Raw genomic sequence first — 14,978 nt, 5'->3', positions numbered from 1 at the left:
CCCCCCCCCCCCCCCCCCCCCCCCCCCCCCCCCCCCCCCCCCCCCCCCCCCCCCCCCCCCCCCCCCCCCCTGTGGTCGATCGTCGTGTGCCTGTTCTTCGTCGTCGGCGTGGTCGGGATCCTGTCCGCGAACTGCACGACCGACCTGATGCACCGCTATCCGCACAACGCGGGCGCGTCGGCGGCAGTGTTCGGCGCGATGCAGCTGGCGCTCGGTGCGCTCGCGAGCGTCGCGATCGGCGCGCTCGCGGACGGCACGCCGTTCGCCATGGGCGTGACGATCGGCGTTACCGGCGTGTTGTGTTTCGTCGGGCGTTATCTGGTGCTGCGCTGGCACGGACGGCCGGTGAAGGCGGGAGCTTGATTCGCTTGGCGGGATAGGTGGGCGGGCAGGTGTTCGGATGCGTGAACGCAGCCGCGTCGCTAGGTGCTTCTCAGTGTGTCGCGTACGGTAGCTTGTTCACGAGATATCCATGACAATTCGCGGTAACCCCAATACCGCATCTAATTTCCAGTCGACACTTTTCTCTGTCATGGGCTTGAACCGCGGGTTTCCAGGCAGGGTTCGATGCGTCGATAGTCACTCCTGCCCCGTCCCGCCGCCTTTGCGTTGCCAAAGTTGGCGAAGGAGAGCAGGTTTCTCAATGTGCTCGCATCGATTTTAAAAGCCTCCGCCAGAATCCCTTTTGACTGGGGGCTCTTCGCGCTTTTTGTCGGAAGAAAGGTAGTCGAACACAAAATTCGAAATTCCTTCTATTGTGGGTGGACAGTCTGGGTTGTTTATTATTGGCATGTTGAAGTGGCGAAACACCGATAACAAGAATAAGGAGATGTCATCATGATATATTTTAAAATCGTCAAGTATGTTCGTGTTTTTTGACACTTCGCCGCGGTCGATGAATGCAATTTCCCTTACAAAAATGTCGATTACGGTTTCAATGATTTTTTCTTTCGAGGGTGGTGCTTGATGTTTGGTTTCCGTGTCTTGCATCATACGCGCACTTTCCTGTGAGGGCTGCATCAATCACAGTTTGCAATCGAACCGTGCCGCAATAATAACTTCGGGAAAAACCTAACTCCAATGTCGCTGATGATCTGATGATATTTGTGTGCTTGATTGAATTTCCTGTCACTGGATTTCCAAGCAACGATTTTTTGATTGGGATTCCTCCTGCTCCGACTAGAATCGTTGTCCCGGTCAGGCCGTAATACTCTTTTGCGAATTTCCATAGATCTGCTCCGACGGATCCGGTCGATTTTCCCAGGTTGAGGGACGTCGAGGAATATAATAATTCATAGTCGAGCTTGTTTTAGGGGGCAATAATCCCGCTCGTGTTGGTGGGAAATCTGCTGAATTCGAGTGGTAGTTGTGATGTATTGGGTGTGAAATTTCTGTCGATTGATCGATTTATTTCTTTCGTCGCGGAAACATCGCCTAAAAAATAAACTGGTCTGTTTGTCGAGGTGCAATCAGCGCGGCAGACTTTCCAAGCGCTGATTGTTCCACTCTCCATCCAAAATAGCCTGATAGAGCATGCCTAGAGTCAGTGGTGCTTTGTCATATTTTTCTCGGCGTTTTCTGGAGAAAACCATCCGCGCCACTTCAACCAAGCTAAAGCCCTCTCCTGAGAAGTAGCGATTGAACTCAAAATCTTCGACCTGCACCGGAAATTTATCGAAGAAGCTCTCCATAAACTCGATCGCATCGTCACCAGTGATATCCAAATCACCCTCGACGGCATGACCTTTTGTGAGAATTTTTTTGGGACTAACATCGGCCTCCCTTCTCACAAAATCCTCGAACTCGTTCCATGTAAACTGGCTCAAGGCATACCTCTCTCCGCAAACTGGATGAACGTGATGCTGTCGATGCCAACCGGGGTTCCGTGAGAAACGCGTCATTTCTCGCGTCGGACCGGGATGGCGGCATCACGCGGAGTGAAGGAAGTTACCGAGCCTGGGCAACTGCTGACAATTGGACTTGTTCGAAAATGGGCGCATGTACGAACGTAGGACGTCTCGCGTAGGCATAGGCAGAAGGCATCGTCGATACCTGCCGAGCCGCCGTTGTTCGCGCCGGTGCCGCTCATGCGAAACACCCCGAACGCCGGGCTTGAATCCAGCGTTCGGGGTGCCGTGGATCGACGGCGTTTCGCCGAAGCGTCAATCCCGCGCGACGTCCTTCGCCGCCGGCGGCGCGCCGTGGCTCAGCCAGTCGAGCACGTCGGCCGTCTCGTCGTCGCTTGCCCGCGCGCGCCTGCGCTACCGCCTCCGGCAGCTCGCCGTTGGTCGATGCGCGACGGATCGCGACGCCCACCGCGAGGATGTCGATCATCAGCAGATGCAGGATCCGCGAGATCATCGACAGCTGCGACTCGCGCATCCCGATGTGATCGGTTTCGAGCGTGACGGTCGCGCGCGAACGCGATTCTTGCGATGTCCTGGTCCGAATGCGCGAGAGCAGCGAAGAGCGACTACAGCGCATTCGTGAATGCTTGTTCAGATAGCGATTGCCATGCGAAGCCCGCGCGATGCGCGGTGGTTTGCAAAGCGCGGGTCAGCGAGCGCGTGAACGCGGAAGTGAGCGACAGAATACCGGCGATATCACCATCGACCCCGGGGCGCATGACACCGACCAGGTGATGCGCGCGCGGTGTTTTTTGTTCGGTTGCGGCGTGCCGTATCCAGTTGTCGCCGGCAAGCGCCTGCAGGGTGTCTCGTGAAACGATCGGGGCGGGCGCGTGATGCTCCGAGATCAGCACGACTTGTGCCTGACTGTCCCACGCATAGCCGGGTGCGTCGAACAGGAGCTTCGCTGTGTCGACGGCATGTGTCGAAACGAGCACGGTGCGTGCAGTCCCGCGATGTACCGCGGCGCGTGCATGGGCCGCGAGGCCGGCAATATGCAACGGCTGCGACGTATCGTCGCTCGATGACAGTGCGATCGCTTGTTTAGCGGGCGGTACGACAGGAAAGGTCAGGGTCGCGACGGAGGTGAGTGCGCGGGCGAGTACGTCAGCGACGCCGGGCGGTACACCGGCGTCGACGGCGCGCGGTTCGACGTGCCAGCCAATCAGGATGACGTCGGCGGCTGGCGGCGGCAATGGACCGAGTTGCCACTGCGAAAGGGTTGGCGTCTCGCAGACGAGAATCGTGGGGGCGCTCATTGCGTTTTTGCGTGAGGTAATGGCGTGAAGACAGCATCACCCCAGTCATAAATGGTGCCGCCTAGTGTGGCGCCCGCCTGATATCCGGCGTATCCGCCAATCACGCAGCCAGCCAAACCGCCGATTGCCGTGCCAAGCGGTGTTCCCAGGGAGCCGATCGACGCCCCCACAGGTCCTACAGTCTTGCAGCCGATCCACGCGAGCGCCCATCCAGCAGTGACCTCGGATGCACGACGAATGGGTCGACTCGCTACGACAACGGATGCGATGTCAAGCGCAACGCCGAAAATCGCAAGCACACGTCCAGCATGGCGAAAATATTTGGCCGAACGATACGCGACCGCTCCTAATTGCTTGATTGGCGTACGGTCGCTGATACCGAACGTTTCGTACGTGCCTCGTTGATTCCAATGATAATCGACCGTCTTCGTCTGGACGTTGTATCCGTAATCCAGACGGAGATGCTTGCGCCCCGATACGTCCTGGAAAAAAAGCGTGGAGGTCGAGCCTCGCTTGGGCATGGCGCCTCGCGGCCGCAATTCTATGCACAGGCAGGCCCTGCGTGCCGGGTATTGGGATGCGGATGGCGCTCGCCATGCCTATCGAATAAGGGATGCTGCCGGATGCGGGGGCGTTGGGGTCGGACATGGCGGTGTTGATGGTTAATCGAGATACGTTCGGACCCGTGACTTGCGTTGAGAATCGTGCACGGTGCAAAAGATGCTTCCGACCATACTTCGATTTTCGATCAAAGCGCTCTCCTTCAGTAATTCGCGTACCGACGTTACGGGCACGGCAGCCTTGTCACCATTGGCGATGCAGCTCAAATTGCAAAGACGTGGCCTTGTTGCACAGTGTTAATTCGTCGATTCGCCCACTGCGGCACACCAACGCCAAGCGGCTCCCCAATGCAAAACACCCCGAACGCCGGGCCTGAATCCAGCGTTCGGGGTGTCGTTCACCGAGGCGTTTTTTTACCGCTGCCTCAATCCCGCGCGACGTCCTTCGCCGCCGGCGAAGCCCCATGACTCAACCAGTCGAGCGCGTCGGCCGTTTCGTCGTCGGTGGCGCGTGCCCGCGCCTGCGCGACCGCCTCCGGCAGCTCGCCGTTGGTCGATGCGCGACGGATCGCGACGCCCACCGCGAGGATGTCGATCATCAGCAGATGAAGAATTCGCGAGATCATCGACAGTTGCGACTCGCGCATCTCGATGTGGTCGGTCTCGAGCGCGACGGTCGCGCGCTTCGCGAGCGGCGTGTTGCTCGACGTGATCGCGATCACCTTCGCGCCGGCCTGCATCGCGACGTCGAGCACGCGCAGCAGCTCGGGCGCGCGTCCCGACTTCGACACCGCGACGATCACGTCGCCCTTGCCGAGCAGCGCGGCCGATGCGGCCTGCATGTACAGGTCGCCGTACGCGATCGTCGGAATCCCGAAGCGGAAGAATTTGTAGTGCGCGTCCTGCGCGACGATGTTCGAGTTGCCGAGCCCGTAGAACTCGATGCGCCGCGCGCCGTTCAGGATCTCGATCGCGTTCTCGACGTGCTCGAAATTCAGGTGCTCGCGCAGTTGCAGGATCGCGGACACCGTGTTGTCGAGCACCTTCGCGCCGAAGTCGGTGGCCGTATCGCCGAGGTGCACCTGGCTGTGGCTCATCGGGATCGTGCCGGTGAGGCCGGTCGCGAGCTTCAGCTTGAAATCCGACAGCCCCTGGCAGCCGAGCGAGCGGCAGAAGCGGATCACGGTCGGCTGGCTCACGTCGGCCTTGCGCGCGATGTCGACGATCGGATCGTTGATGATCGAGCGCGGATGGTTCAGCGCGAGATCGGCCACGCGGCGCTCGGCCGGCGTCAGCGCGTCGCGCATCTGGCGGATTCGCTCGAACACCGCCGACGACGCGCCGCCGGAACGGTTCGACAACTGTTCCGCGAGAATCGCCGACACACCGAGGAACGCCGGATATTCGGCGGTGATCAGGTACGTCGGGATGTTCTCGAGGTAGTGCGTGAAGCGGCCCTTCGCCTCGAAGCGCGCGCGGAACGACGAGCGCGTGAACAGTTCGCCCAGCTTCAGCGCGACGCCGCCGCCGATGTACACGCCGCCGAGCGCGCCGAGCGTGAGCGCGACGCTGCCCGCGAACGCGCCGAGAATCCCGCAGAAGCATTCGACCGTCTCGAGCGCGAGCGCATCGCCCGCATGCGCGCGCTCGACGATCTCGACCGTGTCGACGGATGCCGCGACGCGCTTCTTGTCGCGCGCGGCGAGTGCGCGATAGATGATCTCCATGCCGGGGCCCGCGCACACGCGCTCGAACGACACGTGCGGAAACTTCTTGCGCGCGTACTGCAGCACCAGATCCTCGCGTTCGTCCTGCGGCGCGAACGACGCGTGGCCGCCCTCGCTGCCGAGCGCGATCCAGCGGTCGTCCGCCGGGATCAGCCCCGACACGCCGAGCCCGGTGCCGGGCCCGAGCAGGCCGATCACGCTGTTCTGGCGCCGCGCGCCGCCGCCCACCTGCACGCGTTGCGCATCGGTCAGGCCCGGCAGCGCCATCGCGAGCGCGGTGAAATCGTTGACGACCAGCAGCGTGTCGAAGCCGAGCGCGCGGCGCGTCGCCTCGATCGAGAAGCTCCAGTCGTGGTTCGTCATCGTGACCTGGTCGCCGTCGACCGGGTTCGCGATCGCGATCGCCGCGTGGTTCACGCGGCTGATCTTCACGTCCTTCAGGTATTTGCGGATCGCATCGGTGATCGTCGGATAGTCGGCGCCGGGATACACGCGGATCTGCGTGATCTCGCCGGGGCCGGTTTCCAGCGCGAAGCGCGCGTTGGTGCCGCCGACGTCTGCGAGCAGGCGCGGGCCGTCGGCATGCTGACCCGCGACGACCGCCTTACTTTGCACACCAGTAGACATCGAGCTGGGTCCCCTTGTCGTTGGCCAGTTGGGAAATCGCGTTCTTCTGCAGCGACGCGGCCGCGGCGTCGAGCACGTCGCGTTTGCGCTCGCCCGCGATCAGCAGGAACAGCCGGTCGACGCGCTTGAGCGCATCGAGCGAATAGCTCACGCGTGCATGCGGCGCCGCGCCCGGATGCACGGCGACGAAGCGTTCCGGCGTCGTGATCGCGTGGTCCCATTCGGGTGCGTCGGCGAAGATCGACGCGGTGTGGCCGTCCTCGCCCATGCCGAGCACCGCGACGCTCGGCACGCGATAGTCGGCGTTTGCGTTCAGCGCGGCGACGTGCGCGTCGAGCGTGCTGCGCGTGTCGACGAGCGGCAGGAAGCGGGCAGGGGCCGCCGCGTGCTGCAGCAGCGTGTCGCGCACGAGTTGCGCGTTGCTGGCCGCGTCGTCGTCCGGCACCCAGCGGTCGTCGACCAGCGTGACGTCGACGCCGGCCCAGTCGAGCGCCGCATGCGACAGCGTGTGCAGGAACGGGCGCGGGCTGGTACCGCCGGACACCGCGAGCAACGGGCGCGCGCGGCCGGCGAGCGCCGCGCGCAGCGCATCGCCGACGGCGCGCGCGAGCGCTTCGCTTTGCGCTTCCTGGGTGTCGAAAGCGTGGATCTCGATCACATCTCCTCCGGACTGCTTTGTCTGTTCAAATCGTACGAATCGTGGGGCACGTTGCCGCGTACGGTGGCGTACGCGGCAACGGTTTGCATCAGTTTTCTTCTTCGAGCCAGCAGGTGTCGTGCTGCGCGAGCATCGCGCTCGACGCGGCCGGCCCCCACGTGCCCGCCGCGTACGGCTTCGGCGGCTTCAGCGTGCGCGCCCATTCGTTCAGGATCGGCTCGACCCACTGCCATGCCGCTTCCTGTTCGTCGCGACGCACGAACAGCGCGAGCCGGCCGTTGATCACGTCGAGCAGCAGGCGCTGGTATGCCTCCATCTGCCCTTCCTTGAAGAACTGGTCGAACGCGAGGTCGAGGTGCACGCTGGCGAGGTTCATCCCTTCGCCCGGCTGCTTCGCGAGGCAATACAGGCGGATCGTCTCGTTCGGCTGCAGCCGGATCACGAGGCGGTTCGAACCGGGGCGCAGCGCGGTCGGCCCGAGCGCCGAATGCGGCACCGGGCGGAAGTTGACGACGATCTCCGCGACGCGGTCGGCCAGCCGCTTGCCGGTGCGCAGGAAGAACGGCACGCCGGCCCAGCGCCAGTTCTCGATCTCGACCTTCAGCGCGACGAAGGTCTCGGTCTGGCTGTCGGGCTTCACGCCCGGCTCGGTCGCGTAGGCCGGCACCTGCGCGCCCTTGATCACGCCCGCATGATACTGGCCGCGCACGGCAACCTTGCCGATGTCGCGCGGATCGATCGGCTTCAGCGCGCGCAGCACGCGCAGCTTCTCGTCGCGCACCGAGTCGGAATCCATCGAGTGCGGCGGCTCCATCGCGACGATCGACAGCAACTGCAGCAAGTGGTTCTGCACCATGTCGCGCAGCGCGCCCGTATTGTCGTAGAAGTCGCCGCGCGCCTCGACGCCGAGCTCCTCGGCGATCGTGATCTGGATGCTCTCGACCCATTCGCGGCGCCACAGCGGCTCGAACAGCGCATTGCCGAAGCGCAGCGCGAGCAGGTTCTGTACCGGCTCCTTGCCGAGGTAGTGGTCGATCCGGTAGATCTGGCCTTCCGCGAAGATCTCGCCGACCGCGTCGTTGATCGCGTTCGACGATTTCAGGTCGTAGCCGAGCGGCTTCTCGAGCACGATGCGCGAGTCTTCGTTCAGGCCGACCGAGGCGAGCGCCTTGCAGATCGGCACGAACAGCGACGGGCCCGTCGCGAGATAGAACACGCGGATGCCGGGCAGCGACGCCACCGCGTCGCGCAGCACGCCGTAGTCTTCCGCGCGGCCGAGATCGAGGTGCACGTAGTCGATGCGATCGAGGAAGGACTTCCACGCGGCGTCGTCGAACGCGTTGCCGGCCGCCTTCGCCGCATGCGGCTTCACGTGCGTGTCGACCCATTCGAGATAGGCTGCCCGATCCGATTCGTGTCGCGCCACGGCGACGATCCGGCCGCTCGCCGCCAGCATGTTCGCGCGGTGCGCTTCGAACAGCGCGGGCAGGATCTTGCGCATCGACAAATCGCCGGTGCCGCCGAAAAGTACGAAGGTAAAGCTGGAATCGGTATGCATGTGTCTCCGCCGTGTTGGGGTGCCCGGAAGCGATCCGTAGTGCGATAAAAATATTTTTGACACTGAATTGTAGTTTAACTACAATCCGCCGCAAGGGGTAGCACCTGGGCGAAGAAAAAAAGAAGTGCGGTCGATGAACTGCGCGAGCTTCGCCTTCGGGAGCGCCTTGTGCCGAATGTTATCGGACATTGGCGGTGCGCATCGTCGGCGCGCCGTCGGCCCCGGGCTCGCGTCGCATCATCGCGGCGGGCCAGAAACACAAAGAGGAGACACGCCGTTGAATCTCGATTCACGCTTTCTGTAAGAGCCCGGCCGGTCATCGGCCCCGTACGCTGCATGCGTCCCGCGGCTCGATTTCCCCGTCGTTATCAAGAAGCCGGTTCCTGGTCAGGGAACCTCACGAGTTGATTCAGTCTGGAGGAGATAAGTAATGAAAGTTCGCTCGATCATGGGCGCGCTCTGCGCCGCAGGCCTGATGGCTGGCGCCGTGGCGGCGCAGGCAGCCGAGAACGTAACCGTGCTGCACTGGTGGACCTCGGGCGGCGAGTCGAAGGCCGTCGGCGTGCTGAAGGACGACCTGCAGAAGCAGGGCTACGTGTGGAAGGATTTCGCGGTCGCGGGCGGCGCTGGCGCCGCGGCGATGACCGCGCTGAAGACCAAGGTGATCAGCGGCGATTCTCCGTCGGCCGCGCAGATCAAGGGCCCGCTGATCCAGGACTGGGCCGACCAGGGCGTGCTCGTCAACATCGACTCGGCCGCCGGCGACTGGAAGCAGAACCTGCCGCCGGAAATCGACAAGATCATCAAGTACAAGGGCCATACCGTCGCCGCGCCGTTCTCGGTGCACCGCGTCAACTGGCTGTACATCAACAAGGCTGCGCTCGACAAGGTCGGCGCGAAGGTGCCGACCACCTGGCCTGAATTCTTCGCGGTGGCCGACAAGCTGAAGGCCGCGGGCATCCAGCCGATCGCGATGGGCGGCCAGCCGTGGCAGGACCTGACGCTGTGGGAGGACGTCGTGCTGTCGCAGGGCCCGGCGTTCTACAAGAAGGCGCTGGTCGACCTCGACCAGGCGACGCTGACGTCGCCGCAGATGGTGTCGGTATTCGACACGGTGCGCAAGATCCAGGGCTACTTCGATACCGGCCGTAACGGCCGCGACTGGAACCTCGCGACCGCGATGGTCATCAACGGCAAGGCCGGCATGCAGTTCATGGGCGACTGGGCGAAGGGCGAGTTCGAGAACGCGGGCAAGAAGTCGGGCAAGGACTACATCTGCGCACCGGTGCCGGGCACGGCGAACGCGTACACGTTCAACGTCGATTCGTTCGTGTTCTTCCAGCAGAAGGGCGAGAAGAACGCGACGCCGGGCCAGCTCGCGCTCGCGAAGACGATCATGACGCCGGACTTCCAGGAGCAGTTCAGCCTGCTGAAGGGCTCGGTGCCGGTGCGTCTCGGCGTGAAGATGGACAAGTTCGACGACTGCGCGAAGAAGTCGTATGCCGACGAGCAGACCGCGATCAAGTCGGGCGGTTTCGTGCCGTCGCTCGCGCACGGCATGGCGCAAGGCGACGCGACCGCCGGCGCGATCACGGACGTCGTGACGAAGTTCATGAACTCGCAGCAGGATTCGAAGAGCGCGGTCGCCGCGCTCGCGAAGGCCGCGAAGGTCAAGTAACGCGCGCCAGGCGCCCGGCCGGACACGCTTCATCGGCCGGGCGTTTTTGCATGTGCAGCAAACGGGCTCGCCCGCGAGCCCGTGCCGTACCCGGCGCCGGCCAGGCCTGCGTCGCCCTCGTTCCAGGAGTCGAATCAAGTGGCTGCCCCTCTTAGCGGAAACGGATCCGGCGCTGCCGCCGCACGGCGTACGTCGCCGATGTCGGCCTTCGCCGATCGCTGGATCCCGAAGCTCGTGCTCGCGCCGAGCGTCGCGATCGCCGTCGTGTTCATCTACGGCTTCATCCTGATTACCGGCTATCTGTCGCTGACCAACTCGCGGCTGTTGCCCAACTACGAATTCGACGGCTTCGGCCGTTACACGGACCTGTTCCAGAACGACGTGTGGTGGACCTCCGCCGCGAACCTCGGCTGGTTCGGGATCCCGTTCATCGCGATCTGCGTCGCGCTCGGGCTGTTCCTCGCGATCCTGCTCGACCAGCGGATCCGCAACGAAGGCGCGCTGCGCGCGATCTTCCTGTACCCGATGGCGCTGTCGTTCATCGTCACGGGCACCGCGTGGCAGTGGATCCTGAACCCCGGCCTCGGCCTCGAGAAGGTGATGCACGACTGGGGCTGGACGAGCTTCTCGTTCGGCTGGCTCGACGATCCGGACAAGGCGATCTTCTGCGTGGTGATCGCGGCCGTGTGGCAGTCGACCGGCTTCGTGATGGCGCTGTTCCTCGCGGGGCTGCGCGGCGTCGACGGCGAGATCTTCAAGGCCGCGCAGGTCGACGGCGCGACGCTGCCGACCATCTACCGCAAGATCGTGATCCCGAGCATGCGCCCGGTGTTCTTCTCGGTGCTGCTGATCCTCTGCCACATCACGATCAAGACCTTCGACCTCGTCGTCGCGCTGACGGCGGGCGGCCCGGGCACGTCGTCGTCGCTGCCGGCCATGTTCATGTACACGTTTTCGTTCAACCGCGGCCAGCTCGGGCTCGGCGCGGCGTCCTCGGTGATGATGCTCGCGACCGTGGTCGCGGTGCTGGTGCCGCTGATGTATATGGAATCGAGGAGCACCCGCAATGCAGCCTAAGATGACGATCAGCCGGGCAGTGATCTATGCGGCACTGATCCTGTTCGCGCTGTATTTCCTGTTTCCGATCTACGTGATGCTGTCGACGTCGTTCAAGGACCTCGACCAGCTGCGCACCGGCAACCTGCTGACGCCGCCCACCACGTGGACCGTCGACCCGTGGGTGAAGGCATGGAGCGGGGCGTGTACCGGCGTGCGCTGCGACGGGATGAAGCCGTTCTTCCTGAACTCGCTGCAGATGGTGATCCCGGCCGTGCTGATCTCGTCGCTGATCGGCGCGTTCAACGGCTACGTGCTCACCCACTGGCGCTTTCGCGGTGCGGACGCGCTGTTCACGATGATGCTGGTCGGCTGCTTCATTCCGTTCCAGGTGATCCTGCTGCCGATGGCGCGCCTGCAGGGGATGCTCGGCCTCGCGAACACGATTCCGGGCCTCGTGTTCGTGCACGTCGTGTACGGGATCGCGTTCACGACGATGTTCTTCCGCAACTTCTACGTGAGCGTGCCGGCCGAACTCGTGAAGGCCGCGCGCATCGACGGCGCCGGCTTCTTCACGATCTTCACGAAGATCCTGCTGCCGGTGTCGCTGCCGATCTTCATGGTGTGCCTGATCTGGCAATTCACGCAGATCTGGAACGACTTCCTGTTCGGGATCGTGTTCTCCGGCGTCGATTCGATGCCGATCACGGTCGCGCTGAACAACCTCGTCAACACGTCGACGGGCGTGAAGGAATACAACGTCGACATGGCCGGCGCGATCATCGCCGCGCTGCCGACGCTGCTCGTCTACATCGTCGCCGGCCGCTACTTCGTGCGCGGGCTGACGGCAGGCGCGGTGAAGGGGTAAGCGCGGCTTTTCCGATACGACGAACCGGCCGCGCACCCCGCGCGGCGCATCGAAACGAACCCGACGCGGCGCCGGCGTGCGCCGCGCGAGACGAGACAGAGGATTCACAGCATGGCAAGCCTTTCCATCCGTGACGTGTACAAGACCTACCCGAACGGGGTGCCGGTCCTGAAGGGTGTCGACATCGAGATCGAGGACGGACAGTTCCTGATCCTGGTCGGCGGCTCGGGCTGCGGGAAATCGACGCTGCTCAACATGATCGCCGGGCTCGAGACGGTCACGAGCGGCGAGATCTGCATCGACGGCAAGGTCGTCAACGATCTGTCGCCGAAGGATCGCGACATCGCGATGGTGTTCCAGTCGTACGCGCTGTATCCGTCGATGACGGTGCGCGAGAACATCTCGTTCGGGCTGAACATCCGCAAGGTGCCGAAGAACGAGCAGCAGCAGATCGTCGACCGCGTGTCGGCGATGCTGCAGATCCAGCATCTGCTCGACCGCAAGCCGGGCCAGCTGTCGGGCGGTCAGCGCCAGCGCGTCGCGATGGGCCGCGCGCTTGCACGCGATCCGTCGCTGTTCCTGTTCGACGAACCGCTGTCGAACCTCGACGCGAAGCTGCGTATCGAGATGCGCGCGGAAATCAAGCTGCTGCACCAGCGCCTCGGCACGACGATCGTCTACGTGACGCACGACCAGATCGAGGCGATGACGCTCGGCGACCGGATCGCGGTGATGAAGGACGGCGTGGTCCAGCAGTTCGGTGCGCCGCAGGATATCTACGATTCGCCGTCGAACCTGTTCGTCGCGGGCTTCATCGGCGCGCCGCCGATGAACTTCATCAACGGCCGTCTGGTCGAGCAGGGCAGCGGCATCGCGCTCGAGATCGACACGGGCCTCGCGCGCAGCGCGCTGAACCTGCCGTTCGACGCGGCGAAGCTGAAGTCGCACGTGGGCCGCGAGGTGATTCTCGGGTTGCGCCCGGAGCGCATCACCGACGCACGCAACGCACATCACGGCGAGGCGTCGAAGCTGCAGCCGATCGACGTGCGCGTCGACGTGACCGAGCCGACCGGGCCGGACACGCACGTGTTCGCGCAGGTGAACGGCAAGCGGATCGTGAGCCGCGTGCATCCGGCCGCGAACCCGCAGCCGGGGCAGACGCAGTCGCTGCTGTTCGACGTGTCGAAGGCCGTGCTGTTCGATCCGGCGTCGGAAGAACGGATTGCGTGAGGCACTGGATGCGCTGAATGAAGAAGGGGCCGTTTCGAAACGGCCCCTTTCGTCTGTGCATGCCGGTGCCGCGTCAATGCGGCAACCGCACGTCGAACTTGAACGTCGCGAGCCGCGCGGCGAGGATGAAGCCGGTCGCGAGCAGCACGCTGTATGGAGGCAATCACGGACTCGGCAATGACAAGAGATACGAACCGATCGCATGCATGAGCGGCATGAACAGAAGGCACGCGAAGACGGCCGGAAAATAAAATCTCGAGCGGCGGACGGTGGAGAACAGGCCGGCCACGGCGACGACCAGACAAACGGTCGCGAGTGTACCGAACAGGTCGCTATCTGCGATTACCGAAAAGAACGCACGCATCCTTGCCTCGGCATTACTGATTGAATGCAGCGAAATTCCAGCGATACAGCTGGAATTGCTTTAGAAAGTCCTTCACTTCGGCGCCTGTGGTCTCGTTTCTGTAGTCCCACCCTTCCTCGCCGGGGGTGTAGTACCCGTTTTCGACGCTCATACCTGCATAACTGGCGCTTTGCGGATCTGCACGATTGTGGTCGAATATCCTCATGATCGTCGTGAATGGACGGACGATCACACCGCTCGAATTGCCCTGCATGATCGAAACGGACGAGGGCGAGGTGCGCGTGACCAACTGAACGTGATGCCCGATGCCTGCGCGATCATTGGCCTGTACGAGCATGTCTCCCGCGCGGAGCGACTCGGCCGTCGTAAGTCGTACGGTATTCGAACCGGTGCGTTGTGTGTCCGGTGCGCCGAAAGTCAGCGCGACCATCTCGGCGAAACCGTACATCGTCGAATCGTATCGCTGGTGTTCCGATTCGCCGTAGATTTCCATGTTTCGATAACTGCGCACACCGGTGGTCAACTTGAGCGGCAACCCGCGCAGGGCCGCGAACTGGACGAGTAACCGTAGCGCGAAGTCCTCGCATGTAAATCGATTCTCACGCGTACTGCCGTTGCGGTCCCAGTACGTTTCCTTCTGCAGCTGTTGTGCCAGTTGCGGAATTGCGCGCTGGTATTCGCCGACGTCGGCGTCGGTCCATCTGCGGACCGTTTTCCAGAATGTCTTGAATCGGACGGTGACGGGTTTCGGCGACGGGTCGTTTGTCGGCGTGGTCTTACGTGCCGCGATCCGTTTGTATCGATTGCCTTCAGGAGAAATGTGGACGCGTTCGGGCATGACTATTCCGCGAGATAGATCGTGATGTTTTCGGCACAGGAAGTGGACGCGAGCAAGTGCGTTTGTCCGTGCGCGTCCGTTCGTCCGTATTCAAACGCCCCGGTGTCTCGCTGCAATGCGTAAGCGACGTCGCTCAGCGGGGTACCCGCGGTGTCCCGAAGAATGAAGCGATCGGTGTAGACGAGCTGGGCCGTTGGCGTGACCGTATCTGTTGCGACGAGCACGGATTCGATGCCAATGTTGCAATCCGAAGCGTCTATTTTCCATCGACGGCCGTATCGGGAAATGATGCGGGGAGGGCGCTCACAGCCACATCTGACCCAATCGTTGCTCAGGGCTTGAACTCGTCCCGCGGAAGTGAAGTCGCGCAGTCGCTTTTTGCTCGGCGCGCCAGGGGCCGCCTCAATTGTCCCGACGCTCTCGCATGTGCTGCACCACGCGCGTTGTCCGACGAACGTGATTTTCCGGCGTTTGCCGTCGTCATCGACGATCGTTCCGCACTTACCGCCATCGAGTACGTAGCCGCCGCTATCCAGCGGATCGCCTTCAACTACCGCGTAAAAAATAGTCATGCCGCACCCGTTCGCGTTTGTCGGGCGAAACGTAGCACGGGGTTGTCGATTGCGAAAGGGAATTGTAAAAAACTGT

At 62.9% G+C, this 14,978-nt stretch carries 14 protein-coding genes and 3 pseudogenes; 5 read left to right on the top strand and 12 right to left on the bottom strand.

Annotation, left to right across the window (positions count from 1 at the left end):
- Nucleotides 1–69 precede the first annotated feature (69 nt).
- Nucleotides 70–363: pseudogene (locus LGN10_RS31580) on the top strand (Bcr/CflA family drug resistance efflux transporter); the annotation flags it as partial.
- A 297-nt stretch (nucleotides 364–660) separates the two neighbouring features.
- On the opposite strand, the gene LGN10_RS31575 reads toward LGN10_RS31580, so the two are convergent.
- The 8 genes and pseudogenes from LGN10_RS31575 to zwf form a co-directional block, all read right to left on the bottom strand.
- Nucleotides 661–993 (bottom strand): hypothetical protein, encoded by a 333-nt coding sequence (locus LGN10_RS31575; RefSeq protein WP_146075205.1) that lies wholly within the window; start codon nucleotides 991–993, stop codon nucleotides 661–663.
- Nucleotides 994–1,469: 476 nt separating this feature from the next.
- Nucleotides 1,470–1,826, bottom strand: coding sequence for a DUF1493 family protein (locus tag LGN10_RS31570; RefSeq protein WP_059574135.1), 357 nt, complete (start codon nucleotides 1,824–1,826; stop codon nucleotides 1,470–1,472).
- A 336-nt stretch (nucleotides 1,827–2,162) separates the two neighbouring features.
- A pseudogene (locus tag LGN10_RS31565) lies at nucleotides 2,163–2,421 on the bottom strand (bifunctional transcriptional regulator/glucokinase); the annotation flags it as partial.
- A gap of 52 nt (nucleotides 2,422–2,473) precedes the next feature.
- Nucleotides 2,474–3,166, bottom strand: a complete 693-nt coding sequence (locus tag LGN10_RS31560) for a hypothetical protein (protein WP_124657646.1) — start codon at nucleotides 3,164–3,166, stop codon at nucleotides 2,474–2,476.
- Nucleotides 3,163–3,687, bottom strand: coding sequence for a hypothetical protein (locus LGN10_RS31555; protein WP_196485199.1), 525 nt, complete (start codon nucleotides 3,685–3,687; stop codon nucleotides 3,163–3,165). Before LGN10_RS31555 ends, LGN10_RS31560 begins: the two co-directional genes overlap by 4 nt.
- 464 nt (nucleotides 3,688–4,151) lie before the next feature.
- On the bottom strand, nucleotides 4,152–6,080 hold the full coding sequence (locus tag LGN10_RS31550; RefSeq protein ID WP_226226083.1) for a bifunctional transcriptional regulator/glucokinase: 1,929 nt from the start codon (nucleotides 6,078–6,080) through the stop codon (nucleotides 4,152–4,154).
- Nucleotides 6,058–6,738: a 6-phosphogluconolactonase gene (gene pgl, locus LGN10_RS31545; protein WP_059574131.1), complete on the bottom strand. Its 681-nt coding sequence runs from the start codon at nucleotides 6,736–6,738 to the stop codon at nucleotides 6,058–6,060. Before pgl ends, LGN10_RS31550 begins: the two co-directional genes overlap by 23 nt.
- An 88-nt stretch (nucleotides 6,739–6,826) precedes the next feature.
- On the bottom strand, nucleotides 6,827–8,296 hold the full coding sequence (gene zwf, locus LGN10_RS31540; RefSeq protein ID WP_059638885.1) for a glucose-6-phosphate dehydrogenase: 1,470 nt from the start codon (nucleotides 8,294–8,296) through the stop codon (nucleotides 6,827–6,829).
- Nucleotides 8,297–8,726: 430 nt separating this feature from the next.
- Here zwf and LGN10_RS31535 point away from each other — a divergent pair, with 430 nt between their 5' ends.
- The 4 genes from LGN10_RS31535 to LGN10_RS31520 all read left to right on the top strand — a co-directional run bounded on the left by LGN10_RS31535 (nucleotide 8,727) and on the right by LGN10_RS31520 (nucleotide 13,128).
- Nucleotides 8,727–9,974, top strand: a complete 1,248-nt coding sequence (locus LGN10_RS31535) for an ABC transporter substrate-binding protein (protein WP_059574129.1) — start codon at nucleotides 8,727–8,729, stop codon at nucleotides 9,972–9,974.
- A 138-nt stretch (nucleotides 9,975–10,112) separates the two neighbouring features.
- On the top strand, nucleotides 10,113–11,051 hold the full coding sequence (locus LGN10_RS31530) for a carbohydrate ABC transporter permease (RefSeq protein ID WP_059499909.1): 939 nt from the start codon (nucleotides 10,113–10,115) through the stop codon (nucleotides 11,049–11,051).
- A complete protein-coding gene (locus LGN10_RS31525) occupies nucleotides 11,041–11,898 on the top strand; it encodes a carbohydrate ABC transporter permease (RefSeq protein ID WP_011544828.1) in 858 nt (285 codons plus the stop codon). Before LGN10_RS31530 ends, LGN10_RS31525 begins: the two co-directional genes overlap by 11 nt.
- Nucleotides 11,899–12,009: 111 nt before the next feature.
- Nucleotides 12,010–13,128 (top strand): ABC transporter ATP-binding protein, encoded by a 1,119-nt coding sequence (locus LGN10_RS31520; RefSeq protein WP_059574128.1) that lies wholly within the window; start codon nucleotides 12,010–12,012, stop codon nucleotides 13,126–13,128.
- Between the two features lie 73 nt (nucleotides 13,129–13,201).
- Here the strand turns inward: LGN10_RS31520 and LGN10_RS31515 are convergent.
- The 4 genes and pseudogenes from LGN10_RS31515 to LGN10_RS31500 form a co-directional block, all read right to left on the bottom strand.
- A pseudogene (locus tag LGN10_RS31515) lies at nucleotides 13,202–13,282 on the bottom strand (trimeric intracellular cation channel family protein); the annotation flags it as partial.
- A gap of 9 nt (nucleotides 13,283–13,291) precedes the next feature.
- Nucleotides 13,292–13,492, bottom strand: a complete 201-nt coding sequence (locus tag LGN10_RS31510; RefSeq protein ID WP_059574127.1) for a hypothetical protein — start codon at nucleotides 13,490–13,492, stop codon at nucleotides 13,292–13,294.
- A 13-nt stretch (nucleotides 13,493–13,505) separates the two neighbouring features.
- Nucleotides 13,506–14,330, bottom strand: coding sequence for a hypothetical protein (locus LGN10_RS31505; protein WP_226226081.1), 825 nt, complete (start codon nucleotides 14,328–14,330; stop codon nucleotides 13,506–13,508).
- 2 nt (nucleotides 14,331–14,332) lie between these two features.
- Nucleotides 14,333–14,902, bottom strand: a complete 570-nt coding sequence (locus LGN10_RS31500) for a PAAR domain-containing protein (RefSeq protein WP_146075204.1) — start codon at nucleotides 14,900–14,902, stop codon at nucleotides 14,333–14,335.
- Between the last annotated feature and the right edge of the window lie 76 nt (nucleotides 14,903–14,978).

Origin of the sequence: Burkholderia sp. AU32262 (genome assembly GCF_020419985.1) — a bacterium.
GTDB classification, from domain to species: domain Bacteria; phylum Pseudomonadota; class Gammaproteobacteria; order Burkholderiales; family Burkholderiaceae; genus Burkholderia; species Burkholderia semiarida.
This window is presented reverse-complemented; position numbering and strand designations above follow the sequence as displayed.